At 44.6% G+C, this 24,213-nt stretch carries 26 protein-coding genes; 22 read left to right on the top strand and 4 right to left on the bottom strand.

Translation table 11 applies throughout. From position 1 onward, the window contains the following. Positions 1-63: 63 nt before the first annotated feature. From ACQY73_RS30595 to ACQY73_RS30585, 3 genes are read left to right on the top strand one after another with little or no spacing between them, the layout of a single operon-like run. The gene (locus ACQY73_RS30595; RefSeq protein ID WP_428657971.1) at positions 64-507 is read left to right on the top strand and encodes a peptidylprolyl isomerase; all 444 of its coding nucleotides are present in this window, start codon (positions 64-66) and stop codon (positions 505-507) included. 32 nt (positions 508-539) lie between these two features. Beyond that, the gene (locus ACQY73_RS30590) at positions 540-905 is read left to right on the top strand and encodes a DUF3471 domain-containing protein (protein ID WP_428657970.1); all 366 of its coding nucleotides are present in this window, start codon (positions 540-542) and stop codon (positions 903-905) included. 42 nt (positions 906-947) lie between these two features. Further along, on the top strand, positions 948-1,370 hold the full coding sequence (locus ACQY73_RS30585; protein WP_428657969.1) for an OsmC family protein: 423 nt from the start codon (positions 948-950) through the stop codon (positions 1,368-1,370). A gap of 54 nt (positions 1,371-1,424) precedes the next feature. Here the strand turns inward: ACQY73_RS30585 and ACQY73_RS30580 are convergent, their stop codons facing one another. Both ACQY73_RS30580 and ACQY73_RS30575 read right to left on the bottom strand, forming a co-directional pair. Continuing rightward, positions 1,425-2,093 carry a hypothetical protein gene (locus ACQY73_RS30580; RefSeq protein ID WP_428657968.1) on the bottom strand — a complete coding sequence of 223 codons (669 nt, stop codon included), beginning with the start codon at positions 2,091-2,093 and terminating at the stop codon, positions 1,425-1,427. A 57-nt stretch (positions 2,094-2,150) separates the two neighbouring features. Further along, entirely contained in the window at positions 2,151-2,759 is a 609-nt protein-coding gene (locus tag ACQY73_RS30575) for a DUF4136 domain-containing protein (protein WP_428657967.1), read from the bottom strand. 71 nt (positions 2,760-2,830) lie between these two features. Here ACQY73_RS30575 and ACQY73_RS30570 point away from each other — a divergent pair, with 71 nt between their 5' ends. Beyond that, positions 2,831-3,748, top strand: coding sequence for a histone deacetylase family protein (locus ACQY73_RS30570; protein ID WP_428657966.1), 918 nt, complete (start codon positions 2,831-2,833; stop codon positions 3,746-3,748). A gap of 87 nt (positions 3,749-3,835) precedes the next feature. Here ACQY73_RS30570 and feoB read toward each other — a convergent pair whose 3' ends face one another. Both feoB and ACQY73_RS30560 read right to left on the bottom strand, forming a co-directional pair. Beyond that, complete coding sequence (gene feoB / locus ACQY73_RS30565) at positions 3,836-5,965, bottom strand: ferrous iron transport protein B (RefSeq protein WP_428657965.1); 2,130 nt, start codon at positions 5,963-5,965, stop codon at positions 3,836-3,838. Positions 5,966-5,970: 5 nt separating this feature from the next. Beyond that, the gene (locus tag ACQY73_RS30560; protein ID WP_428657964.1) at positions 5,971-6,198 is read right to left on the bottom strand and encodes a FeoA family protein; all 228 of its coding nucleotides are present in this window, start codon (positions 6,196-6,198) and stop codon (positions 5,971-5,973) included. A gap of 287 nt (positions 6,199-6,485) precedes the next feature. Here ACQY73_RS30560 and ACQY73_RS30555 point away from each other — a divergent pair, with 287 nt between their 5' ends. The 18 genes from ACQY73_RS30555 (at position 6,486) to rsgA (ending at position 24,170) form a co-directional block, all read left to right on the top strand. Beyond that, positions 6,486-6,884, top strand: coding sequence for a hypothetical protein (locus ACQY73_RS30555; protein ID WP_428657963.1), 399 nt, complete (start codon positions 6,486-6,488; stop codon positions 6,882-6,884). 265 nt (positions 6,885-7,149) lie between these two features. Further along, positions 7,150-7,596, top strand: a complete 447-nt coding sequence (locus ACQY73_RS30550) for a Rieske 2Fe-2S domain-containing protein (protein WP_428657962.1) — start codon at positions 7,150-7,152, stop codon at positions 7,594-7,596. 55 nt (positions 7,597-7,651) lie between these two features. Further along, positions 7,652-8,560, top strand: coding sequence for a DUF5777 family beta-barrel protein (locus ACQY73_RS30545; protein WP_428657961.1), 909 nt, complete (start codon positions 7,652-7,654; stop codon positions 8,558-8,560). Between the two features lie 5 nt (positions 8,561-8,565). Then, positions 8,566-9,114: a YceI family protein gene (locus tag ACQY73_RS30540; protein WP_428657960.1), complete on the top strand. Its 549-nt coding sequence runs from the start codon at positions 8,566-8,568 to the stop codon at positions 9,112-9,114. A 6-nt stretch (positions 9,115-9,120) separates the two neighbouring features. Further along, positions 9,121-9,894: a c-type cytochrome domain-containing protein gene (locus tag ACQY73_RS30535; RefSeq protein ID WP_428657959.1), complete on the top strand. Its 774-nt coding sequence runs from the start codon at positions 9,121-9,123 to the stop codon at positions 9,892-9,894. Between the two features lie 5 nt (positions 9,895-9,899). After that, a complete protein-coding gene (locus tag ACQY73_RS30530) occupies positions 9,900-10,616 on the top strand; it encodes a VIT1/CCC1 transporter family protein (protein ID WP_428657958.1) in 717 nt (238 codons plus the stop codon). 199 nt (positions 10,617-10,815) lie between these two features. Continuing rightward, positions 10,816-11,199 carry a hypothetical protein gene (locus ACQY73_RS30525; RefSeq protein WP_428657957.1) on the top strand — a complete coding sequence of 128 codons (384 nt, stop codon included), beginning with the start codon at positions 10,816-10,818 and terminating at the stop codon, positions 11,197-11,199. A 101-nt stretch (positions 11,200-11,300) separates the two neighbouring features. Continuing rightward, entirely contained in the window at positions 11,301-14,438 is a 3,138-nt protein-coding gene (locus ACQY73_RS30520) for an efflux RND transporter permease subunit (RefSeq protein ID WP_428657956.1), read from the top strand. Positions 14,439-14,607: 169 nt separating this feature from the next. Further along, on the top strand, positions 14,608-14,919 hold the full coding sequence (locus ACQY73_RS30515) for a GIY-YIG nuclease family protein (RefSeq protein WP_428657955.1): 312 nt from the start codon (positions 14,608-14,610) through the stop codon (positions 14,917-14,919). Continuing rightward, positions 14,883-16,193, top strand: a complete 1,311-nt coding sequence (locus ACQY73_RS30510; protein ID WP_428657954.1) for a TolC family protein — start codon at positions 14,883-14,885, stop codon at positions 16,191-16,193. The genes ACQY73_RS30515 and ACQY73_RS30510 overlap by 37 nt, the downstream gene beginning before the upstream one ends. 42 nt (positions 16,194-16,235) lie before the next feature. Then, complete coding sequence (locus tag ACQY73_RS30505; RefSeq protein WP_428657953.1) at positions 16,236-17,447, top strand: efflux RND transporter periplasmic adaptor subunit; 1,212 nt, start codon at positions 16,236-16,238, stop codon at positions 17,445-17,447. Positions 17,448-17,543: 96 nt separating this feature from the next. Further along, on the top strand, positions 17,544-18,131 hold the full coding sequence (locus tag ACQY73_RS30500) for a peptidylprolyl isomerase (RefSeq protein WP_428657952.1): 588 nt from the start codon (positions 17,544-17,546) through the stop codon (positions 18,129-18,131). 149 nt (positions 18,132-18,280) lie between these two features. Further along, positions 18,281-19,909, top strand: a complete 1,629-nt coding sequence (locus ACQY73_RS30495; RefSeq protein ID WP_428657951.1) for a hypothetical protein — start codon at positions 18,281-18,283, stop codon at positions 19,907-19,909. A gap of 136 nt (positions 19,910-20,045) precedes the next feature. After that, positions 20,046-21,254 carry a DegT/DnrJ/EryC1/StrS family aminotransferase gene (locus tag ACQY73_RS30490; protein ID WP_428657950.1) on the top strand — a complete coding sequence of 403 codons (1,209 nt, stop codon included), beginning with the start codon at positions 20,046-20,048 and terminating at the stop codon, positions 21,252-21,254. A 95-nt stretch (positions 21,255-21,349) separates the two neighbouring features. Beyond that, on the top strand, positions 21,350-21,511 hold the full coding sequence (locus tag ACQY73_RS30485) for a hypothetical protein (protein ID WP_428657949.1): 162 nt from the start codon (positions 21,350-21,352) through the stop codon (positions 21,509-21,511). Then, positions 21,501-22,010 carry a DUF6169 family protein gene (locus ACQY73_RS30480; RefSeq protein WP_428657948.1) on the top strand — a complete coding sequence of 170 codons (510 nt, stop codon included), beginning with the start codon at positions 21,501-21,503 and terminating at the stop codon, positions 22,008-22,010. The genes ACQY73_RS30485 and ACQY73_RS30480 overlap by 11 nt, the downstream gene beginning before the upstream one ends. 56 nt (positions 22,011-22,066) lie before the next feature. Beyond that, the gene (locus ACQY73_RS30475; RefSeq protein WP_428657947.1) at positions 22,067-23,146 is read left to right on the top strand and encodes an iron-containing alcohol dehydrogenase family protein; all 1,080 of its coding nucleotides are present in this window, start codon (positions 22,067-22,069) and stop codon (positions 23,144-23,146) included. A 115-nt stretch (positions 23,147-23,261) separates the two neighbouring features. Further along, entirely contained in the window at positions 23,262-24,170 is a 909-nt protein-coding gene (gene rsgA / locus ACQY73_RS30470) for a ribosome small subunit-dependent GTPase A (protein WP_428668572.1), read from the top strand. The last annotated feature ends 43 nt before the right edge of the window (positions 24,171-24,213 follow it).

The raw sequence follows: 24,213 nt of genomic DNA, 5'->3' as shown, positions 1-24,213 counted from the left end.
TTGTACCCCAATCAAAATAAAACAAGTCGCTTCGGCGAATAATAACCGCAAATACATACGCAAATGCCTAAAGCAGAAATGATTACCGAAAAAGGAACGATGTTGATCGATTTTTACGACCAAGACGCTCCTATTGCTGTTGCCAATTTTATTAAATTATCAAAAAGTGGTTTTTACGATGGCCTTACCTTCCACCGTGTTATTCCTAATTTTATGATTCAGGGAGGTTGCCCGCAGGGAACAGGTCGTGGCGGTCCGGGATATACTATCAAATGTGAGTTGACCGGCAACAATCAATACCATGATCGCGGCGTGCTTTCGATGGCGCACGCAGGTCGTAATACCGGTGGCTCACAGTTCTTTATCTGCCACAGCCGTACCAACACCGCTCACCTTGACCGTAACCATACGTGTTTTGGTAAAGTAACGGAAGGTTTAGACGTCATTGACGCCATCCGCCAGGGTGACAAGATCACAAAAATCACCATCATCGAAGACGAAGCGTAGGCTTTGTTTTTTACCTTAAACCAACATTAAAGATGAAAAAGTGGATTCCGATTTTTTTCCTGGGAATCAGCGTCTTGTTGATGTCCCTGACAAACTCTTCTCCCGTGGCACTTACAACAAGTGCCGCTGATTCATTGTCTGAATACGTGGGAACGTATAAAATGAAAGAGAACGGTTACTTCAGTGTTTACAAAATAACACTCAAAGAAGACGCTTTATTTGGAGAAGCTGACGAAAACGGGGCTAACAAGCTGTTGAAACAGGCCAAAGCGGACACATTCAAATCCACGAGTCAATATGGCTCCATCATTACATTCAAACGAAATCCGGAGACCAAGAAAGTGGTTGGGCTTTCGCTCCTGATTCAGGATACAGAAATGTTGGCCGATAAACAATAATCTGTTTTCTCAAGAGGATAACAGTTAATTTTTCAAATACCCATGAAAGTAGAATTAGTGCGCGTAGACGATGGCTTTCATTTTGAAGCCACAGGATCGTCAGACCAAAAAGTACACACCGATGCTTCTCCCAATATTGGCGGAACAAATGCGGGCGTTCGTCCGATGGAATTATTGCTGATGGGATTGGGCAGTTGTACGGCCATTGATGTCGTATTGGTATTGAAAAAACAGCGTCAGGAAATATTGGATTTTCGGATTTCAGTAGAAGGTGAACGAATCAAAGAAGACAATACCGAGCGCTCTCCTTTTCGTAAAATAACCATTCATTATTTTTTCAAAGGCAATCTGGACCGTGCCAAAGTGGAGCGTGCTGTAAAACTTTCAATGGATAAATATTGCTCGGCTACGGCTCAATTTGAACCCTTGGCTGAACTTACGCACGAAATTACAATTGAGGCATAAAAACAAAACCCCTCTCCTTAAACAAGGAGAGGGGCAGGGGGTGAGGTTAACCCATTACCACCAACGATAGAACAGCCCTACGCGGGCGTTCAGCGTTGAAGCATCTTTGATTCCTTCCCCTTCCAGCGCAAACGGCAAATGCTGATAGGTCGCTCCGGCTTCTAAGCCCAGTTTACCCTGTTTTTTGAACAAAACACGCACCCCGGCGCCTGCTTGGGCAACAAATCGAAATCCATTATCGCCTGTCGGAATCGTTCCCCAATAATTGATCAATTCGGCAAACGCTCCACCTAAGCCTACCTGTACATAAGGGCGCACAAGTGCATTCACATTTCCGATGTGATAGCTCCCCGTCAATACCAAAGGAACGGCGGAAAAAGTACGCGTTTGTACCGCAGAAACGTCTTGATTATCGGCGCTATATACTTGTCGACCAATGCGATTTTTGAAATACTGCGAACCGATGGTTGCTCCCAAAGACAGATTATTTTTAGGGAATACAAAGTCAACAGACACTGCATAATTACGCGTTGTTGTGTTATCCATATAATTGGTGAACGTACCCGCAGGTAATCCTAAACCGCCTGTTATTGATATCCGATACGTAGTATAACGCTCGTAGGGAGATTCCCTTTTATATAATTGGTCCCGTTCAATTACCTGCTGTGCAAAGAGATTTCCCACAGAAGCAAGGACAATGGCCAAACAAATTATTTTTCTCATGTTTTTCATTTTTGGAATCAGACCTTTAAACAATCGGTTCTTTTCGGTCTGTCATTTTTAATTCTTTTTGAGGTACGAAGATTGGGTGAATACCGCATCAATGACCGATGCAACGGCGCTTTCGTCAAAGATACCATCGCCCCGAACCTGTGCGTTCCAAACCACGGTCGCTTTGTCGCTTGTTGCTGCCGTTTTGAGATCAATGATTTCTACGTACCAGTATGTTTCGGTTGTTTGATAATACGAGTACGAAGGCGGGTAATAAAAGCCGCTGCCACCATAGCCCCAATAGTTGTTCCAAGGGTTGTAATTGGCTACCACGCCCGTTTGTGTTTCACTGATACGAAGTACATTTATCCCAAAATCAGGTTTGGTTGCCTTAGCCACCCGCGTGTAGCCGCGCTTGGTCATATTTTCAGCCACGCGACTCAAAACGCGGTAATCAAGCGCCGTAGTCGAAACACCCGAACGATCATTTTGTACTACAAATACGCTGTCGGCCAAGCTGAAAGTACTGTAATTGCCAAAGCCGGTATTTTTGTCGTAGTTTGTTATAAACACTTGTGAATCCTCCGGTGTTAGGTCCTGTAAGGCATCCGGGTTACACGACCAGCTTATTGCCGCTATCGCAAACCCCATCATTATGTTCAAATACTTAACTTTCATTGTGTTTATGAAGTTGATTAGATGTGTGTCTTACATTAACGAAAATACCCCTCAAATCATTTCATAGATTCATGCTCTATATCGCTTACGATCCTATTTATTGTCATCCCTTGCCTGCGGGTCCGACCGGAGAGCCGCACCGCTTTCCCATGCTCAAATATGAACTGATTCCCGAACAGCTTCTTTACGAAGGAACATGTACCGATGAAAATTTCTTTTCGCCCGGCGCATTGGACGAGCATTGGATTTTAGGCATTCATACCCGTGCATATTGGGACGATCTAAAGCAGCTGCGAGTTTCCGAAAAGATGGTCAGACGCATTGGTTTTCCCTTGTCAGGTCGTCTCATTGAGCGCGAAACACGTATTGCCCAAGGAACGATTGAGTGCTGCCATTATGCAATAAGTGAGGGAGTTGCGATGAATGTTGCCGGCGGTACCCACCATGCGTATGCCGACCGAGGAGAAGGCTTTTGTCTGCTGAACGATGTCGCCATTGCCGCTAACTATTTGCTGGAAAATAGATTAGCCAAAAAAATACTTGTGATTGACCTGGACGTACATCAAGGCAACGGAACCGCCGTTATTTTTCAAAACGAACCGCGTGTTTTTACATTTTCAATGCATGGAAGCGAAAATTATCCTTTGCACAAAGAAGTTTCTGACTTAGACATTGCCCTGCCCACCGGCACCAAAGACGAAGAATATTTACGACAACTTACTGCCGCACTGCCTTTGTTGTTTGAACAGCAAAAACCTGATTTTGCCTTTTATATTTCAGGGGTAGATATTTTGGGAACGGATAAATTGGGCAAGCTGAACGTAAGTAGTGCGGGTTGCAAACGGCGCGATGATTTTGTGTTTGAACAATGCCAACTGCATCAAATTCCCGTCGTTGTAACGATGGGCGGCGGCTATTCACCACGTATCGCCGATATTGTGGAAGCGCACTGCAATACATTTAGAGTAGCACAGAGCATGTATTTTTGAGGGTATTGATAATTCTTACTTGCAGAACATCCGTCCGACGGTTTTAACCGTCAGACGGGTAGAGAAATCCAGAGTAACAGTAACCCTCTACTTCAATACCTGATAGGTCACAAATGCCAAACCATATGCCAACGCAGTCATATACGCCAATTGGATCATCGGCCATTTCCAACCATGTGTTTCACGATATACGACGGCAATAGTACTCATGCACATCATGGCAAAAACGTAGAAGATCAACAATGAAAACGCCAAGGCCGGCGTATACATGGGCTTTCCTGTTTTGGGGTTGATCTCGGCACGCATACGGGCTTTGATGGTACCGTTGTCGTCATCAGCTACGCTGCCGATGCTGTAAATGGTGCTCATTGTTCCGACAAACACTTCTCGGGCAGCAAAAGAGGCCAACAGCGCAATACCGATCTTCCAGTCATAGCCTAAAGGTGCGATGGCAGGTTCAATAAATTTGCCGAAATGCCCGGCGTACGAATTTTCAAGTTTATAGGCAGCGACGGCATTTTCCAACGTAGTTCCTTCCAACGTTGGATTTGTTTTTTGTACCGTTTCTTCCGCCCGCGCAATCGTATCTCCCGGACCGTAAGATGCCAACACCCACAAAATGATCGAGATCGCCACAATGATCTTTCCGGCCTGAGTCACGAAGGATTTTACGCTGTCCCACACCGATATTCCTACATGATACCATCTGGGAGCCTTATAGGTGGGCATTTCCATGACGAAATAGCCGCGCTCGCTGCTTGTTACAAATCCTTTGATAGCCCATGCCGAAACCAAAGCACTCATCAAACCCAATAAATAAAGTCCCATCAAGGTCAATCCCTGCAACGTGAAAAACCCTAATACGGGTGTAGCGGGAACAACCAACGCAATCAAAATCGTAAAAATGGGCAATCTGGCCGAACAACTCATTAAAGGAGTCACCAGTATTGTGAGTAAACGTTCTTTACGATTCCCAATGCTCCGCGCCGACATAATGGCCGGAACGGCACAGGCAACGCCCGAGATCAGCGGCACCACACTCTTACCGTTCAGTCCGAATTTGCGCATGAGTTTGTCCATGATCACCATTACGCGCGCCATATAACCGGATTCCTCTAACAAGGCGACCAGAAAAAACAGAAAGGCGATTTGGGGTATAAAGATCACCACGCCGCCGATGCCGGCAATAAGGCCATCGGTTAGCAGCTCAGTCAAGGCTCCGGCCGGAAGTTGTTGCTTTAACCATTCATTCAATGCCGATACACCCGCATCAATCATATCCATGGGATAGGTTGCGAGCGTAAAAACAGCCTGAAAAATGGTAAGCAAAACCAACAGAAATACGGCATATCCCCAAAAAGGGTGCAATAAAACCGCGTCCAATCGCTTGGTCCACAGAGGTTTTACCAAAAAATCATCTGCAACTTTGACCGAGTCTTTGACCAATCCATCAATCAAAGCATACCGATGCATGGTCTCTGCGGCCTGAAAACCGCTTTCTTTAAAGTCATACTTCTCGATCAGTTGATCAAAAGCCACTCGTTTTTCGGCGTTCAAAAACGAAAAAATATCATGTTGTTGTACATAATGCAGCGCCAGATAATTATTGGAAAGTTGATTGGTTCGTTTGACGTCGTTGATCAATTCCGGAAATTGATCCGCAGCATTAAAAAAATACTTCTGATTCAGGGTTGTAATGGCGGGCCGTTCCAGCGTTTGAACAATGGCCTGTTTTAAGTTATCCAGCCCTTCACCTACCCGCGCATTGATACGCACTACGGGTACGCCCAACTTCATGGCAAGCTTAACGGCATTTACCTGAAGATGTTTGTCGCGCGCTACATCCAACATATTGAGCGCCAGCACAACGGGCAAGCCTAAATCGGCTACCTGCGTAAAAAGCAATAAGTTTCGCTTAAGATTGGAAGCGTCGGCTACCATTACCACCACATCCGGATAATTTTCGTGCGCGGGGTTGGCTAAAATATCAATCACCACACGCTCATCCAACGCCTTTGGGTAAAGGCTGTACAAACCGGGCAGGTCAATAACTATTGCCTCCTTTTTACCGTCTAACGACAGCGTACCGGATTTCTTTTCAATCGTTACGCTTGGGAAGTTGCCTACTTTTTGGCGCAGGCCTGTAAGTTGGTTAAATAAGGAAGATTTACCGCTGTTGGGATTTCCAATAAGGGCTATAGTGGGTGTCTTTTCCAAGTGTATTAAATGCTATCTTCAATCAAAACCGTTGCCGCTTCATCTTTGCGCATGGCCAGACAATAGCCATTGACCTGTATGCCGAGCGGATCGCCAAAGGGCGCAATGAAGTCCAGCATTATTTCGGCTCCCGGCAGGCAGCCCATTTCGAGCAATTTCAATGACAACTCCACTTGACGAAATGCCTTTACAAAAGCGCGTTCCCCTATTTTTAAGTCAGCAATGGTTTTCATTTGTTATTCCCTTATTCATTCTCTTACTCTCAGCGTTCAGTCAAAAGTAATTTCACTGATGACTACTGAACGACAACAAATTCTATTTAGATTGAGTTTAAATAAAACCGCACAAATTAACATCCCGAATCCAACATTATCAAATGACAAAGGTCATTCTTTTAAAAAAACATATTAATTCGCTAATTATCAGATAGTTAAAAACTATCTATATACATTCTAATTCCAAATTCGGAGGCCATTGCATCATTACTCTTGCCTCGTTCGTATTAAAGATGAAGTTTAGCATGAATGATTTCGTTCTGATGAAAATAGTTGCTGCATATTGTTTGGTATTTGTAATGCTTATCCAAAGTCTCCTCCCCAGAGCGGCTGCGGAGTTGGTGCATTCGCCGGAGGTATGGGCACATTACCGCGAGCATCAGCGGGAAGAAAAGCAGTCATTGAGCTTTTGGGCGTTTTTACAAATGCATTACTCTGCTGACTCCAAGCATACCAAGCAGAAAAAACACCATCTTCCATCCTATGATCTAAGCAGTACGATTGGCTTTTTTGTAGTCCCCGCTGCAGCGTCAGTATTGTTCAACCCCAAAGTGTACTGCCTGATTGTGAAGCCTTCGTTTCACTGGGATAATTCGTACTTTTTTACCATCGTTTACTCTCTTATTTTCCCACCCCGAAACTAACCTCGGTGTGTATTCAGGGAATCATTGGCTTTTGTCGAATCTGATCCATTGCCCTGCTTTCAACTGTATTTTCTAACTGCTTTATTTCTACCTATTTAGCTATTTCTACGGCTGAATGGACTGAAGAAATCGTTTACTCCACTCCCTTTCTTCTCAATCAATTATGTCTATTTCTCACACAGGGAAATAGTTTATGCAACACCTATGCAGGTGCTGCCGAATGGAGAACATTTTTATTCATTTTTAACCCAATAATTATAAAATCATGATGAAAACAGAAATCATCAATCGCAATGAATTTCTTAAAAAATTAGGATTCAGTGGTGCAGCTATGTTTGCTGTAATGTGTGCCGGCAGTACACTTACCTCTTGCCAAAACGAATCCAATGTTGCTCCCCTGACGAGCGACATTACCTTGGATTTAGCCAATTCGCAGTACGCTGCATTGCTCAAGAATGGCGGCTACGTAGTACTTTCTTCTCAGAATGTGGTGGTAGCGCGTACCAATACAGGGGCATACGCTGCTGTCACGCTGATTTGCAGCCATGAGCAACAACGGCAAATAACGTATCGCACATCTGAGTTTTACTGCACTGCACACGGTGCCCGGTATGACAATAACGGTGTTGGCCTGAATAGTGATGGCAAAAAAGGACTGAAAGTATATCAGACCTCCCTCAGTAATAACATACTTACAATCGTAGCATCGTAAAAAACGATCGAGGTGCCGATTGAACAATCGGCACCTCTCTTTAAACTAAAATCTTATGAAAAGAATATTCATTCTGAGTCTGATACTTACCGTCGCTCAATCGCTCTATGCACAGGACGACCTTATGTCAATCCTTGACAAAGAGAAAACAGGTCCCGTTTTTACCACGGCTACATTTAAATCTACGCGTATCATCAACGGGCAATCAGTAGAAACCATTGCTAAAAAACACTTAGACTTTCGGATTTCTCACCGATTTGGGGCTGTTAATTCAGGATTCACCAATCTGTGGGGGTTGGATGAAGCACGTATCCGTATCGGTCTTGAGTACGGTATTACCGACCGACTGATGGTTGGTGTTGGGCGCAGTTCTTACCAAAAAACCTACGATTATTTTGCGAAATACAAACTGCTGCGACAATCGAATCGCCGTTTTGAGCCCGTCAGCATTACAGCCTATGCGGGAGCTTTTACCAATGCAACGCCCACTTCTCCCGACATGAAGTTTTATAATAACCTCGAACGGCAGTCGTATGTAGGACAACTTCTGATTGCCCGAAAATTTGGCGAACGGTTTTCACTGCAACTCAGTCCAACGATATTGCACCGAAATAAAACCGAAACGACCATCGACGAAAATACCCTGTATGCCACAGGTATTGGCGGGCGCTTCAAACTAACTAAGCGAACGTCGTTCAATGCTGAGTACTTCTATACACTCAAACAAATCGGAACAACGTACGTCAGAGACCCTCAATACAAGGATTGTTTTTCCATGGGATTTGACATTGAAACGGGCGGCCACGTATTTCAACTGCACCTTTCCAATTCACGGGGAATGATCGAAAATCAGTTCATAGGGGCTACTACAGGCAGTTGGAGCAAGGGTGATATCTTTTACGGATTTAATATTTCCAGAGTCTTCAGTTTTGATAAAAGTACCCGTACAACTCATAAAAAATAATAAACATGAAAAAGCTCCTTTTAGCAGTATTGATCGGCATGGGCCGGATAGCCGTAAGTCAGGATGTGTTTATCGCCCGCAACGGCGAAACAAGTTTCTTTTCGGAAACGCCCCTTGAGAATATTTCAGCCCTCAATAAAAATGTAACGGCACTTCTCAATGTAAAAACGGGGGAAATGGTTGTGAAAATGCAAACAGCGCAATTTGTATTTCCAAACAAACTCATGGAAGAGCACTTCAACGAGAACTACATGGAATCGGATAAATACCCAACGGCAACCTTTTCCGGAAAATTGGTCGAGACAATCGACTTTTCCAAAGAAGGCACTTACCAAATTTCGGCAAAAGGTATTTTGCTCATGCATGGCGTAAAAAAGGAAAGAACCCTGGATGGCAAACTAACCGTTGCCAAAACCGGCTTACTGCTGACCTGTGACTTCAACGTGCCACTCACTGACCATAAGATCGAAGTGCCTAAACTGGTGTTTGAAAAAATTGCCGAGGTAATTGCGGTAAAGACAAAGTTTAGCTTTATTCCTTTCACCAAAAATTAAACTTTTATGAATCAATTAGTTAAGGTTTTGGGGTTCCTTCAGATTATCATTATCACTGCCGGTTGTTTATACGAAAAAGGCAGCACTCTTGACCCAACTGCTGCCACCGTTATTACTCCCCCAAGAAGTGAAGTTGGAAATACCAACCCAAATTCACTTGATTCACTCCCATGCGACAAAGCCACTACGACAAATGCGCAAAATCAGGTCTGTTTTAATACCGTAATTTTGCCGATTTTGTTAGCAAATTGCGCTACAAGCGGTTGCCACGATGCCAAAACGGCGGCTGAAGGTTATGATTTGACCTCTTATCAGAAAATCATGAGAAAAGGTATAACAGCGGGCAACTCAAACAATAGTAAACTATACAAAATGATAATTGATACGGGCCGAGACCGAATGCCTCCGGCCCCAAATATCCCTATGAGCAGTGATAAAATAAAATTAATTGCGCAATGGATAGATGATGGTGCAAAAAATATAACGTGCGAAACCATTTCTACCGGAATAATTTCTACCCAAACAGTCAGTTATTCCAAGCATATCACACTAATTTTAGATTATTATTGTACCGGCTGTCATAACAGCACCACAAAATCCGGAGGCATAAGCTTAGCCACTTACGCAGATGTAAAAACAATGGCAATTGACGGAGGGCTATACGGAAGTATTTCGCATCAGATCGGCTTCAAACCAATGCCCGGCAGCGATGTTAAACTCAGTGATTGTCAGATTGTATTGGTTAAACAATGGATTGATTCAGGAATGCCAAATAATTGATTACTATGGAAACGGTTCGTCATCACGAAAATCAAATTCTCCACAAAGAAGAACACCTCAGTAGCTCTGCTTTTATCACCGATATAGTCATCGGTATGTCAGACGGGCTCACTGTTCCTTTTGCGTTAGCCGCCGGATTAAGCGGCGCCGTTGATAATAACACACTCGTGGTGACGGCCGGAATCGCCGAGATAGTAGCAGGATCTATTGCCATGGGGCTCGGCGGATACCTCGCCGGCCAAACCGAAGTGGAGCATTATGATGCTGAGTTAAAACGTGAATACTGGGAAGTAGACCATCTGCCTGAACGCGAAAAAGCTGAGATCAAAGAAATTTTTGCTGATATGGGCATCAGTCCTGACCTTCAGGACCAAGTGGTTGAAGACATTGCCAAAGACAAAAATAAATGGGTCGAATTTATGATGAAGTATGAATTAGGCCTTGAAAAACCCGATCCCAACCAAGCTCGAAAAAGTGCCTTAACCATTGGATTGGCATACGTAGCGGGAGGCTTGGTTCCGCTGCTTCCTTATGTTTTTACAAGTACTCCCACAAAAGGACTCACTTGGTCAGCACTGATGACTCTCTTATGTCTGTTTATTTTTGGCTATTTCAAAAGCAAAGCCACCGGTCAACAACCTTTGCGGGGAGCTTTAAAAGTGACACTTATCGGGGCAGTAGCCGCAGCGGCAGCCTTTGGGGTAGCTAAGTTGTTCGATTAATACCTAATAAAACCTGATATGGGCTTTTCAGCCGACCGGGCTTTCTTAGGATCACAGAAAAAATAAGCCAATCGGGTAGATGTTATAAAGAACTGTTCTAAAGTGTTCGGAATACTTTGAAATGTGTGTCTGCATCTTTGATAATTGATTCCGAATAATCTAAATTTGTCAGAAACAAAGTAGTTTTTTGTTCAGATATATGTTAAAATCATTTTTCATTCGAACATTGGCGATTCTTTTGCTTGCGCAAAGTTTTCTTCCGCGCACGGCAATGGATTTGCTTCGTTCTTCTGATGTATGGGCGCATTATCGAGAGCACCGGCAAGAGCAACAGCAACCGCTGAGTTTTTTAGATTTTCTGTGGATGCACTACGCTGCCGATTCTGAACATACCAAACAAAAAAAACATCATCTTCCAAGTTTTGATTTCAACGGCGTAACAGGCTTTTTTGTCCTGCCCTCAGCCAATGTTTCTTTTGAAATAACCGGCACTACGGTCTTTTTCCATAAGCCTGATTTTCAATGGCTTAATTCCTACGCATTTCTTTCCTTCAAGGCGCTGATCTGTCCGCCCCGAGCTTAGTTTCCTGTATTTCATGGGATGAGTATGCCCATTCGGTCCTTATGCAGGCACCTCTTCTTTGTGTATTTCTTCATTTTCATTCTATTCGTTGATAATCAATCATGATTGATTCACTGATTCATTACAGTATTAAAAACAAACTTATCATTGGACTGGCAGTACTTGCCTTGATTATCTGGGGAGGTTATTCGCTGTCGCGTTTGCCCGTCGATGCGGTTCCTGATATTACCACCAATCAAGTCCAGATCCTGACCCTCACTCCCACCCTCGCCGCTCAGGAAGTGGAGCAATTTGTGACTACGCCCATTGAACTGTCATTGGCCAATATTCCCGACGTCACCGAAATCCGTTCCGTTTCCAAGTTAGGTCTATCGGTCGTCACAGTCGTTTTTAAAGATGAAATGGACATTGTGCGCGGCAAGCAATGGGTGTCAGAGCAACTAAAAATGGTGGAAGCCGATATTCCGACCGAATTCGGCAAACCCATGATCGCCCCGCTCACGACAGGTTTAGGTGAAATTTACCAATACACACTGGCCACTAAAAAAGGATTTCACGACAGATATAATCTAACGGAGCTTCGCACGATTCAGGACTGGATCGTTAAACGTCAATTGGTTGGCATTGAAGGCGTTATTGAGATAAGCAGCTTCGGCGGTTTTGTCAAACAGTACGAAGTCAGTGTCAACCCCGAACGCCTGCGCGCCCATAATATCACTCTGCCTGAATTATATACTGCTCTGCAAAGCAACAACGCCAATACGGGCGGCAGTTACATTGAACGGGTCGGACAGGCACAATTTATCCGGGGCGAAGGAGTAGTCAAAAGCCTGACTGACATTGAACAGATCGTGGTTAAAAACGTAAACGGCATTCCTGTGTTGGTCAAAGATGTGGCGGGTGTGGGCTTTGGTCACGCCAACCGATTTGGGGCATTGGTACGTAACGGTGAAGGAGAAGCAGTGGGTGGCATTGTACTGATGCTGAAAGGAGCCAATTCGGCCAATACCGTAAATGCTGTCAAAGAACGCGTGGCCCGCATTCAGAAAACGCTGCCCGAAGGCATCGAGATCGTGCCGTTTATTGAGCGTACTAAATTGATAAACAAGACTATAACTACCGTTACCGAAAACTTACTCATTGGGGGCCTCATCGTCATTGTGGTATTGGTAATGCTGATGGGAAGTTTACGGGCGGGATTAGTAGCGGCATCGGTGATTCCATTGGCAATGTTATTTACCATCGGAATGATGAACACCTTTGATATTTCAGCCAACCTCATGTCGCTCGGAGCCATTGACTTTGGGGTGATCGTGGACGGAGCGGTGATCATTGTGGAAGCCATTGTTCACCGATTTCAGGTTTGGTACGAAGAGAATAAGCGAAACAATGTGGATGACCCCGCCGAGCGCGACAACATGGTATACGAAACTGCCAAACGCATCCGCACGTCGGCGGCTTTTGGTGAAATTATCATTTTGATGGTTTATTTACCTATTTTATCGCTCGTAGGTATTGAAGGAAAAATGTTCAAACCTATGGCGCTCACGGTAGGTTTCGCCATTTTCGGTGCATTTATTCTTTCCCTGACCTATGTCCCAATGATGTCTTCATTGGTGATGGGCAAAAATTTAAACAGGCATTGGACCTTTTCCGAGCGCGTTCTGCAATGGCTTTATCGCCGTTATGAGCCCATGATCCGTTGGGCCCTGAATTGGAAAAAGGCAACTGTCGGCATCACTTTGGCACTATTTGCGGTTGCACTTTACATTTTCTCGCAACTCGGCGGTGAGTTTGTTCCCACCCTCGACGAAGGCGATCTGGCAATTGATTTTCGAACAGCTTCGGGAACCTCTCTGACCGAAACCATCAACTCGGCCAACAAAGCTCACCAAATTCTAAAAAAGCACTTCCCCGAAATTCAGCAGATCGTGGGCCGCGTTGGTGCCTCTGAAATCCCTACCGACCCAATGCCCATTGAAATGGTGGATCAAATGATCAATATGAAGGATATTTCGGAATGGAAAAATGCCAAAAACCGCGAAGAAATGTCCGAAAAAATGGCCGCTGTCCTGGCAGAAGAACTGCCCGGGACCAGTGTCGAAATGACGCAACCCATTCAGATGCGATTCAACGAAATGATCACGGGTGTGCGCTCAGATGTGGTTGTGAAGCTGTTCGGCAATGATTTGGATATTCTTTACGAACGCGCCAATGACGCCGCCAAAGTCATTGAAAAAGTAAAAGGTGTAGCCAGTGTGCGCGTAGAGCAAATTGTAGGATTACCTCAAATTAGTATAACTTATAATCGGGCTAAGATTGCCCAATACGGACTCAGCATAGCCGATCTTAACCGACTGGTTCGTTCGGGTTTTGCGGGGGAAACAACGGGGACCGTATACGAAGAAGAACGACGCTTTGAGCTGGTCGTAAGGCTGGATTCTGCGCATCGACAGGACATTGAAAATGTGCGTCAACTCTTGGTTCCATTGCCTTCAGGCGGCACGGTACCGTTGGCAGAAGTAGCCGTTATTGATTTCCGCAAAGCCCCCGCTCAAATCTCACACGAACAAACCCGTCGCCGCATTACTATCGGAATCGGGGTACTTAATCGAGACATAGAGAGCGTGGTCAAGGATGTGCAGGCTCAAATTGAACAAAAAGTAGCGCTTCCTTCGGGCTATTTTTATACCTACGGCGGCGCCTTTGAAAACCTCCAACGTGCCAAAGATCGCTTGAGTTTTGCGGTGCCGATAGCCCTGTTCCTGATTTTTGCCCTGCTCTATTTTACGTTTCATTCCATCAAAGAATCCCTGCTCATTTTTACGGCTGTACCTATGTCGGCCATCGGCGGGGTCATTGCGCTTTGGCTACGCGATATGCCATTCAGTATTTCAGCGGGCGTTGGTTTTATTGCCCTGTTTGGGGTGGCGGTACTGAACGGGATCGTATTGATAAGTTATCTTAATGATTTAGAAAAAGAAGGCATCACCGACCTTCGACAGCGCATAATGCGCACGGTGGAGGTGCGTTTTCGCCCCGTTATTATCACCGCCACGGTAGCATCATTGGGTTTTCTTCCCATGGCCATTTCCAATTCCGGCGGAGCCGAAGTGCAGCGGCCTTTGGCTACGGTGGTCATTGGAGGAATCCTTTCGGCTACGCTGTTGACGTTGGTGGTATTGCCGGTGCTGTATGCGCTGTTTACAAAGGGGAAAAATAATGATTTGTCATCCTGAATAGTTTTGTCACCCTGAAAGGGTCTAAAAATTTTAAAGAAAGGTTATAACGTACACAGACTTTCAGATGCTTTCAGCATGACAAATATGTAAATAAAAACTGTGACAATAAACGGTTTTATCGTCCTGAAAAGACCTAATCAACTTTTCAAAACAAAACCGTAAAACAATGTCAAAAGATCACAATTACTATGTATACATCCTCACAAACTACAACAAAACTGTTCTGTATACCGGTATGACCAATGATTTGGTACGACGACTGAAAGAACATGAAACCGATGCCGAAGGAGCCCAAAAGAGTTTTGCAGGAAAATACAAATGTATTTACCTAGTGTTTTGGCAACGTTTCCAATATGTATGGCACGCCATCGAATCGGAAAAAGAAATCAAACTTTTTAAAAGAGACAAAAAAGAAGCACTCATAAACGACTTCAACCCGACATGGACATTTTTAAACGAAGAAATACAGGAGGAGTAGAACGCTTTGTCGTCCTGAAAAGACCTATGCCGCATAGTGGCAGTGTATTGATCAGGCAACGTTTTAGACCCTTTCAGGGTGACAAAAAAAAGGTATTTGTCACCCTGAAAGGGTCTGTTTTTTCTCTGGCGCTGATGCTTTCGCTCACTGCCCACACCCAGCTCACACTTACACAAGCCATTGAACGGGCTACGCAGCAAAATCTTACGTTGAAAACGACACAATTTAATATTCAATCGCAGCAGGCTTTGATAGGGTCGGCGTGGTCATTGCCCAAATTATCGGCAGATCTGTTGGCGGGGCAGATCCAGAATCGGCCGTTTGATTATACATTGAGTGCGGTGCAAAGTTTTGAACCGTTCGGCGTGTATCGCAGTCGGGCAAAGGTCCTGAATCAGCAGGTAAACGTAACCCAAAAGCAACAGGATATTCAGCGCAATGAATTGGTATTCAACGTAAAACAACAATACTATCAACTCTTGTATTTGTACCGATTGCAACAACTGCTCCGCGTTCAGGATACACTCTATCAAAAAGCGGCAGAAGCATCTACGGTCCGTTACAAAACGGGGGAAAGTACCCAATTGGAATTGGTGGCTTCTGAAACCACCCGCCGTGAAACCCAAAATCGTCAAGCGGTTTTAGTACGGGACCTTCAAACGTCCTATATGAGTTTACAGGCCTTATTGTATACCAATGAGCCTATCCAAATTGACACTCTTCTGAGCTTGCAACGCTCTTCTACGGTCCGGGAAATCAGCAATCGTTATGTGGCATTGGCCGAAGAGGAAAATCGCCTCAACCGCACATTCACGGAGCTGGAACGTGCCCAACTCAAACCGGATTGGCGCGTTGGTGTTGCGAATCAATCCATCGAAAAGAGACTGGGCTTTACCTATGTTTCGGGCGGATTGGGCATTCCTTTAAACACAAAACCCCAAAAAGCCCGCATTGAGGCCGCACGCATTAGCGAACAGGCCGGCGAAAATCAACTCAAAGCCATCCGGTTTCAGACTGAAGCAAACGTTAAAATCTTACGCGAAACCCTAAATAAAATTCAAAGTACCCTTCTCTATTATGAACAATCGGCTCTGCCTCAAGCTGATCTGTTGCTTAAAACTACCTATAAACAATTCCGTTTAGGCGACATCGAATACGTCGAGTTTTTTCAAAACACCCGTCAGGCGTGGCAAATTCGCGAGGCTTATCTCAGCGAACAGTTGCGTTTTAGCCAAACCGTGATCGAACTGGAGAAGTGGTTGGGAATAGAATAAGAAGCCGGAAATAAAGAATTAACGAATTTTAAAATATAGACAATGAAAATCACCAATACATTTATAAAAACCCAAAAGCCCGCGTTGTCACCCTGTAAGGGCCAAAAATGCATGAACGAGCATAAAGCAGGCACAGTTGATATGACAAAAATAATGGCCTTTCTGCCTTTTGCCCTCTGTTTTCTTCTGATCAGTTGTAACAAAACCGAAACTGCCCAAACCGAAGAAACAACTGCCGCTCCAACAGAACTCAAACTCACCGCCGAGCAGGAAAAGAACTTTGGCATTACGTTGGGCAGTCCCGAAACGCGCACAGTGTATGATGCCATTGTACTTAACGGTGTGGTAGAAGCTCCGCCGCAACAAACCGCTTCGGTGAGTTTTCCACTTACGGGCATCGTGCGAAATATTAATGTATTGGCAGGCAGTCAAGTAAGCAGAGGCAGCACGCTCGCCACTGTTGAAAGTCTCGAACTCATTCAGTTGCAGGAAGATTACTGGAAAACGGTTGGTCAATTGACCTTTGCCGAGCAGGAACGTCAACGTCAAACCACGCTGACGCAGGAAGACGTTGGAGCCAAACGTAAACTCCAACAGGCGGAATCCGACGCTCGTGTTCTTGAAGCGGGGAAACAGGGACTGGAAGCCAAATTACAGGTGATCGGCATTGACCCCAAAAGCCTGAAAATCAATCAGATCGTACGAACCATTGCTTTGCGGGCCCCTATTGCGGGCGTTGTTAAAATGACACATGCCACTATTGGAAAGTCTATTACTGCGGGAGAGGCGTTGTTTGAGGTGGTAAATCAAACAGGAGCTCGTCTGGTCTTGAAAGTGTTTGAAAAAGACCTGCCGCAAATCAAAGTAGGTCAAAAAATAGTATTCCCCGGTGGCTCAGCTACTATCACCGGATTAAGCAGCAATTTCGACCCGACCAGTCGTACCGTAGACGCTTACGCCCGTCTCAACGGCACTCGCCTGTTGGCAGGTCAATATATCAACGGAAAGTTGGAAGCTTCTCCCCGCCAAGCTGAAACCCTGCCGGAAACGGCAGTGGTACGCACCGGAGAAGCCGCGCATGTCTTCATCAAAACACCTCAAGGCATTTATCAACCTGTTGAAATCAAGACCGGTGTAACCCAAGATGGCTTTATCGAAGTGCGATTTACTAAAAAGCCCTCTGCTCCTATCGTCATTACCGGTGCACAGACATTGCAGGCGGAGCTAACGAAAGGCTTAGGCGAAGAGGAATAGGCCGCGATCATTAAAGTGAGTTATCCCAAATCGTCTTTTGAATTCTCCCCATTCTTACTATTTTTGGATAAACTTCATCTCACGCACTATAACGCTATGGCTAAAATTCTATCCGGATTATTTTTCTCTATCATCCTTATCAGCGCCATTTACAAAGACAAAACCTACGCCGTGGGACAAATCAATACCCCAAAAGGTGAGATACTCTTCTGGCTATACGACGAAACGCCCAACCACAAAGCCAGCTTTATCAAACTCGCCGGCGAGCATTATTGGGATACGCTTACTTTCAACCGTGTCATCAATAATTTTGTGGCACAAGGCGGCTGTCCCGATACACCTGCCGGTTTTTCAGGCTCTCCCTATTTGCTGAAACCCGAGTTCAGAAAAGAAATAAGACACGTTTACGGTGCCGTGGGTGCGGGTCGCGACAATAACCCCGAAATGCTGTCGGCGGGCTGTCAGTTCTATATTGTCCAAAATAAGAAAGGACTTGCTCGCCTCGACGATAAATTTACCGTTTTCGGGCAGGTATTTAAAGGCATGGATGTAGTTGATGCCATTGTAGCGGTCAAAACGGACACTACAGATACGCCCCTTTCTCCTATTAAACTAAAAGTGAAGGTCATTCAACTGACCGCTAAAGAATTGAAAGAGAAAGGATTTGACAAAAAAGTTGACTAAAACAGGTATGCAGTGAACGTTATTTTTATTCATCCTTACGTTTGCCAACCGGTCATCTATCTCCATGCTTATTTGTTAATTTTTCCTATATTTGAAAACTCTGATCGCCAACAAAGAACACTAAACCGCTTAAAAAGTATTCCTTCACCATGCCTTTTTCCAAAAAACCTTGGTTGGTAATTTCTTTTATTATTCCCGTATTTCTCCTCGCGTTTGTTCTCTATAAAAACCTGCTTAATATCCCTTTCGGTGACGACATTTACGTCATGGATGTGTTTAACCTGTTTAAAGAATCCGGTTCTTGGTGGGAAAAACTGAGCGTTTTATTTGGTCAACACAACGAGCACCGCCTTGTGGTCACCCGCGCAGTTGCGCTGTTGCAATATTGGCTGATGGGTTTCATTGATGTACGGATTTGGAGTATTCTTGGTAATCTAAGCCTGCTTTTTATGGTCGGTTTGTTTTACCAACACATAGGTGAGCAAAAATGGTGGATCATCTCCATTGCGTTTGTTATTATCTGCACGGCATCCAACACCCTGATGCCGATGCAAAATTCCAATCTGTTCACGGTTGTGTTTGGCTTGGCAACGCTTCATTTTGTACTAAAAAAAACACCCAAGGCTGATTTTCTTACATTTCTCTGCACGTTTCTTTCCATTTTTTCCAACAGCGGCGGACTGGCGTTGCTGATCATTGTCAGCGGCGTTCTTTTTTTCCAAAAACGTTATCAATTACTGGCGCTTTGGCTTTTTTATTCCGGGATAATTGTAGTAGGCTATTATTGGAATTACGAACCGCTTTACCGTCACCCTTCTTCCGAATTACTATTCAAACAGCTTTCTCGGGCAATCATCTTTTTCATTGCCTTTGCGGGCAGCATCGGGTTTAAAATATTACCCACGGGGTTTCTTTTTATAATGCTGGCCGGTATTGCTCTTTATCGAAAATACTACCTTCAAAATCCATTTGTGTTTTTAGTGGTCATTTATTGCCTGATGATGGCCGGCATGACAACCATTAAACGATACGAATACGGTATCGAATCTGCCATTACTGAGCGTTATCGCATTTATTCCATGATCTTTGCTTCCTGTAGCCTCATTATGATCCACGATTTTCTTTCGGGGTATTCAGCAACCATTCAAAAAACAGCCTTTGGTATAGGTTTGATAGCTGCCATTGCTGTCAATTTAAAGTTTTTTATTCCGATGGTTCGGGAAACAGAAGCTCGAAAAAAACTGCTTATCTCCAAGATAGAAAATTATTACCTGAACAATTCCGGCTACAATTGCTTTGAAGTCAATATTTTAAACAAAATCACCAATAATAATTTTTATCATTATCAATTGCCGGAGCCGCTTCACGATAAAACATTCTACGCCGGTATCAATCACTTTCCGGTAAAAGTCATTAAGCTCCGGATCAACCAAGCCTATCAAACCGGCGAATCCCTGATCATTCGAGGCACAATCATTAATCCCAAACCTCAACTTACGTATCTGGACAAGATCGTGCACCAATTTATTATCCTTCATCCTTCTGATACTCCTTTTGACTGTTCGCAGAATGAACTGACACATCCGCAAAACGCCAAAAGTGTCATTGTCAACATTGATCTTAACAATGAACGGATGGGAATGGAATTTCCCGACTTTTTTATAAAACTTCCCAAGAAGCTCTTTCGTGAGAAAAAATACACGCTTTCTTTCCTTTTTATGACCGATATTTCGGTAAACCACCCTCCCCTGACCTCCAACGTTACCTTTCAATTGTAACGGTACGAGTAAGACACAAAATGTTACGTCGCTACGTAACAAATCATTAACTTTGTGGCTTTGGTGCTTTTCAGCACTTTTGCAACGGAAGCATCTTTATGTGCGAAATCAAAAGCATTATAAAATCTACATTAATATGCCAGGAACTGAATTATACGGCGCCGAAGAGCGCAAAGAGATCAACGACGTTTTAGAGACCGGAATATTTTTCCGTTATAACCACGACGCTCAACGCAACAACATTTGGAAAGCCCGTGAAATGGAGGCTGAGGTCTGCAAAGTAGTCGGCGCTAAATACGCCCACGCGGTATCAAGTGGCTCTACTGCCATTCAGACGGCATTGGTCGCCGCCGGCATCGGTACAGGAGATGAGGTAATTGTTCCCCCCTTCACATACATTGCCTCCGTAGAAGCAGTTTTGATGATCGGTGCATTGCCCGTTTTTGCCGAGATCGACGAAACCCTTTGCCTCAGCGCCGATGGAATCCGTAAAGTGCTGACCCCCAAAACAAAAGCAATCTGTCTGGTTCATATGTGCGGACAAATGGCCGATATGGATGCCATCATGGCGGTGGTAAAGGAACATAACCTGATTTTGGTGGAAGACGCCGGGCAGGCAATGGGCGCAAGTTACAAAGGTATTTTTACGGGCCTTTGGGGCAAAACAGGCGCTTATTCATACGATTTCTTCAAAATTGCGACCGCAGGGGAAGGCGGTGTATTTGTCACTAACGACGAACAAGCCTATAAGTTTGCCGATTCTTACACCGACCACGGCCACGACCACGTCGGTTCAAATCGTGGCATGGAACAGCATCCGATCATTGGATTTAACTACCGTATTTCGGAGCTTCACGCGGCCGTTGGACTGGCCCAAACCCGTCGCGTACCTTACTTGGTTGAGAAAAATAATGAGCACAAAAAATGGTTGATGAACCGTTTGGCAGCTATTCCGGGGGTAGGTTTTGCTTCTATCCCTGACCCTGACGGCGACTCCGCTACTTTCTTAAATTTATTGCTGCCTGATACCGAATCTGCGCAAGCCGTAGTGGACGAATTCAATGCTGCAGGTATAGGTGGATTTAATTATTGGTTTACCAATATGTATCACTTCATCAATCAGTGGGATCACCTCAAAGAATTGCGTACAGCGAGTAAATTGGCGGTTCAAGTGCTGGGCGCACCGCAGGATTACGCCAATTTAGACATTCCAAAATCGCAGGAAGTGATCGGTCGTTTGATATCCTTCGGCGTTCGTGTAACGTGGACACAGACGGAATTGGAAACCTTAGCCAACAAACTGGAAGCGGCGATTCGTAAAGCAATGGTGGCGTATACCTGCTAAACGGCCATTTGCGAAAGGAAACCAAGCGATACTGAAAATGTGTTCTTATTCTTTAAAAGCAATGGTTGTTGCAGATTGAACAAATAGCTGAACCAATGAAAACAACAGAACAAAAACTTACCGAACCACCCAAGAGTTTGGGTCGTTGGTTGATGGAAAGCAAGCGCCAAACGCAAAAAGAAATGCAGGAAGAAGCTCGGACGAATCCTAAATATAGGGCTATTATCGAACGATTGAAAAAAGTGAATGGCAAATAATCAACCCCCTTACAAAATTGAGTTTTTAGGAGGTAATGACAATGTTTACTTCTTCTTTACAAGATTTAAAGTAGGCTACCTTGTTAAATTCAAGCCCAGTTTTTACGTCCTTGACGCCGAACCGGCGATTGCTGACAATGTGTACGAATTGGTTATTGCGCGAATTGAAAAGCCGGAAGGACCTATTCCACCCGATGAGCGAATTTTATATACCATTGCTGCCATTGCAGAAGATTTTTTCAAAAAAGAGCAGAATATAGCGATCTACGTTTGCGACGACAGTGATGGCAGAGGTAAAGCCCGCAAACGTAAATTCGATGGCTGGTTTGTCTATCTTAATTTTGAAGGTCGAGGGTTTATGAAAATTGATCAGGGTTTCCATGAGGCTGACGGGTTTAGCTATTCAGCATCACTCATTTTCAAATCAGAAAACAAGTTAAAGATACAGATCATCACTGCTTTGGATGAATTGGCAGCAAAATACAATCAACCAAAATAATAATTAAAATCGAAATCCCTCCTTAGGGATTTCAGGCGGTACGCCGCAATGAGGCTATGCATAAGAATTTCAAAGGAATCGAAAAAACCGTTTTTGGACGGGGGAGTTTTAATCAGTTAGGCGATATTCTCGCCCCTCACCGCAGCGAGAACAATCGCTATATGGTGTTTATTGTCGATAATTATTTTAAAGGCAAAGCGCTCGAAAGCCGTTTACCGCTACAACCGGAAGATACCGTCTACTTTATAGATGTAGACCCGCACGAGCCTACTACTGAGCAAATTGATGCGCTTCGTGATGAGATTCTGGCCGCTAAAGGTTTACCTTCGGGCATTGTAGGAATCGGTGGCGGAGCCATTATGGACATTGCTAAGTGTGTGTCTCTCATGGTTACCAATGAAGGTTCTTCTACCTTGTACCAAGGTCTCAACCTCATTAAAGTACCGGGCATTTACCACGTTGGTGTACCTACCATTTCGGGTACAGGCGCGGAAGTATCCATGACTGCGGTATTGACCGGCCCTGAAAAGAAGCTGGGTCTGAAATGTGAATGGACGGTTTTTAACCAAGTGGTTTTAGACCCTGAATTGATCGCTACCGTCCCGCGCGATTGGTGGTTTTATGTGGGAATGGATACCTATATTCACTGCATAGAATCAGAGAATGGGCAATTTAACAATGCCTATTCGCACGCGTACGCGGAGCAGTCAATGAAACTTTGCCGTGAAATTTATTTGGGCGAGAACAGCGGGCAAACCGCCGAAAACGACGACAAACTTATGGTGGCATCGCTTATGGGCGGCTTAAGTCTGACGTATTCGGAAGTGGGGATTTGTCACGCCATTAGCTATGGTCTTTCCAAAATACTCGGAATGCGGCACTGTTATTCCAACTGTATTGCTTTCAACCACTTAGGCGATTATTATCCGGACGGAGTGGCTGAGTTTAAGGAAATGATTGCCAAACACAACATAACCCTTCCGCAAGGGCTATCCAACGATTGGACCGATGAACAGATCACCGCGATGGCACATGTGTCTTATAAACTGGACCACATGTGGAATCATGCAGTAGGATATGACTGGAAAGAAAAAGTGACGATTGAAGACATAGAAGCGATTTTCAGGAGATTATAATTTGAAAAAATCAGGTAAAATAAAGGCTCCGCCCGTTAAGTTTCAGACCAAAAGTGCGGCTGTTATTGCGCAGCGGGCAGAAGAAACCAATGCACAATCCCTTCAGGGATTAGTGATTCGCTCTACCGGCTCTTGGTATGACGTTCGCGACGCTGAAGGAGAAATATGGCAATGCCGCCTGCGGGGCAAGTTCAAGTTTCATGACCTAAAAGTAACCAACCCGGTGGCCGTTGGCGATTCTGTGTACTGGGAAATAGAAGATGAAACTGCCCGCAAAGGAGTGATCAATGATATTTTGCCCCGTCGCAATTATATTGCGCGAAAGTCGGTGCATAAATCAGCTCACGCGCACTTATTGGCGGCCAATGTAGACCAAGCCATTATCGTGGCTACACTTACTTTCCCGCGTACTTCTTTAGGTTTTATTGACCGATTGCTGGTAGTAGCCGAATCTTTTCGGATACCCGGCGTTGTCATTTTCAATAAGCAAGACCTTTTTGACGATGAAACCAAAGCTTATCAACAGGAATTGGTAAACCTTTATAACAGCTTGGGTTATACCTGCTTCACCACGTCAAGCGTAACCGGAGAAGGGGTTGAAACCTTTCAAACATTATTGCAGGGGAAAATATCCGTATTATCGGGACATTCAGGGGTAGGCAAATCGACACTGGTCAATACCATTGCTCCCGATTTGCATCTGCGTACCAATGAAGTGTCTACCTTTGCCAATAAAGGTGTGCATACAACTACATTTGCAGAAATGTTTGAGCTTGCCCCCAATACGTTTATTATTGATTCGCCGGGAATCAAGGAATTGGGATTATCAGAAATGGAAAAGGAAGAAATTGGCCATTATTTCCCCGAAATACGTGAGCTGATCGGAGAATGTCGATTCCATAATTGCCTCCACATCGACGAGCCCAAATGCGCTGTCAAAGATGCGGTAGAAGCCGGCACCATTGCCATGAGCCGCTTTGAAAGCTATTTGAGTATGGTCGGGGGAGAAGATAACAGAAGGTAGTCGCCTGTAGGGGCAGGGCTTGCCTCTGCCCTTAGATAATACC

The sequence above is a fragment of the Runella sp. genome, from assembly GCF_965279615.1.
Taxonomy (GTDB): Bacteria; Bacteroidota; Bacteroidia; order Cytophagales; family Spirosomataceae; genus Runella.
Note: the sequence above shows the minus strand (reverse complement) of the source record. Positions and strands in the feature narration are given on the sequence as shown.

Bases quoted from the DNA above. Each gene is read 5' to 3' on its own strand.
- ACQY73_RS30595 (WP_428657971.1), top strand. From the start codon at position 64: ATGCCTAAAGCAGAAATGATTACCGAAAAAGGAACGATGTTGATCGAT.
- ACQY73_RS30590 (WP_428657970.1), top strand. From the start codon at position 540: ATGAAAAAGTGGATTCCGATTTTTTTCCTGGGAATCAGCGTCTTGTTG.
- ACQY73_RS30585 (WP_428657969.1), top strand. From the start codon at position 948: ATGAAAGTAGAATTAGTGCGCGTAGACGATGGCTTTCATTTTGAAGCC.
- ACQY73_RS30580 (WP_428657968.1), bottom strand. From the start codon at position 2,093: ATGAGAAAAATAATTTGTTTGGCCATTGTCCTTGCTTCTGTGGGAAAT.
- ACQY73_RS30575 (WP_428657967.1), bottom strand. From the start codon at position 2,759: ATGAAAGTTAAGTATTTGAACATAATGATGGGGTTTGCGATAGCGGCA.
- ACQY73_RS30570 (WP_428657966.1), top strand. From the start codon at position 2,831: ATGCTCTATATCGCTTACGATCCTATTTATTGTCATCCCTTGCCTGCG.
- ACQY73_RS30560 (WP_428657964.1), bottom strand. From the start codon at position 6,198: ATGAAAACCATTGCTGACTTAAAAATAGGGGAACGCGCTTTTGTAAAG.
- ACQY73_RS30555 (WP_428657963.1), top strand. From the start codon at position 6,486: ATGAATGATTTCGTTCTGATGAAAATAGTTGCTGCATATTGTTTGGTA.
- ACQY73_RS30550 (WP_428657962.1), top strand. From the start codon at position 7,150: ATGATGAAAACAGAAATCATCAATCGCAATGAATTTCTTAAAAAATTA.
- ACQY73_RS30545 (WP_428657961.1), top strand. From the start codon at position 7,652: ATGAAAAGAATATTCATTCTGAGTCTGATACTTACCGTCGCTCAATCG.
- ACQY73_RS30540 (WP_428657960.1), top strand. From the start codon at position 8,566: ATGAAAAAGCTCCTTTTAGCAGTATTGATCGGCATGGGCCGGATAGCC.
- ACQY73_RS30535 (WP_428657959.1), top strand. From the start codon at position 9,121: ATGAATCAATTAGTTAAGGTTTTGGGGTTCCTTCAGATTATCATTATC.
- ACQY73_RS30530 (WP_428657958.1), top strand. From the start codon at position 9,900: ATGGAAACGGTTCGTCATCACGAAAATCAAATTCTCCACAAAGAAGAA.
- ACQY73_RS30525 (WP_428657957.1), top strand. From the start codon at position 10,816: ATGTTAAAATCATTTTTCATTCGAACATTGGCGATTCTTTTGCTTGCG.
- ACQY73_RS30520 (WP_428657956.1), top strand. From the start codon at position 11,301: ATGATTGATTCACTGATTCATTACAGTATTAAAAACAAACTTATCATT.
- ACQY73_RS30515 (WP_428657955.1), top strand. From the start codon at position 14,608: ATGTCAAAAGATCACAATTACTATGTATACATCCTCACAAACTACAAC.
- ACQY73_RS30510 (WP_428657954.1), top strand. From the start codon at position 14,883: ATGGACATTTTTAAACGAAGAAATACAGGAGGAGTAGAACGCTTTGTC.
- ACQY73_RS30505 (WP_428657953.1), top strand. From the start codon at position 16,236: ATGAAAATCACCAATACATTTATAAAAACCCAAAAGCCCGCGTTGTCA.
- ACQY73_RS30500 (WP_428657952.1), top strand. From the start codon at position 17,544: ATGGCTAAAATTCTATCCGGATTATTTTTCTCTATCATCCTTATCAGC.
- ACQY73_RS30495 (WP_428657951.1), top strand. From the start codon at position 18,281: ATGCCTTTTTCCAAAAAACCTTGGTTGGTAATTTCTTTTATTATTCCC.
- ACQY73_RS30490 (WP_428657950.1), top strand. From the start codon at position 20,046: ATGCCAGGAACTGAATTATACGGCGCCGAAGAGCGCAAAGAGATCAAC.
- ACQY73_RS30485 (WP_428657949.1), top strand. From the start codon at position 21,350: ATGAAAACAACAGAACAAAAACTTACCGAACCACCCAAGAGTTTGGGT.
- ACQY73_RS30480 (WP_428657948.1), top strand. From the start codon at position 21,501: ATGGCAAATAATCAACCCCCTTACAAAATTGAGTTTTTAGGAGGTAAT.
- ACQY73_RS30475 (WP_428657947.1), top strand. From the start codon at position 22,067: ATGCATAAGAATTTCAAAGGAATCGAAAAAACCGTTTTTGGACGGGGG.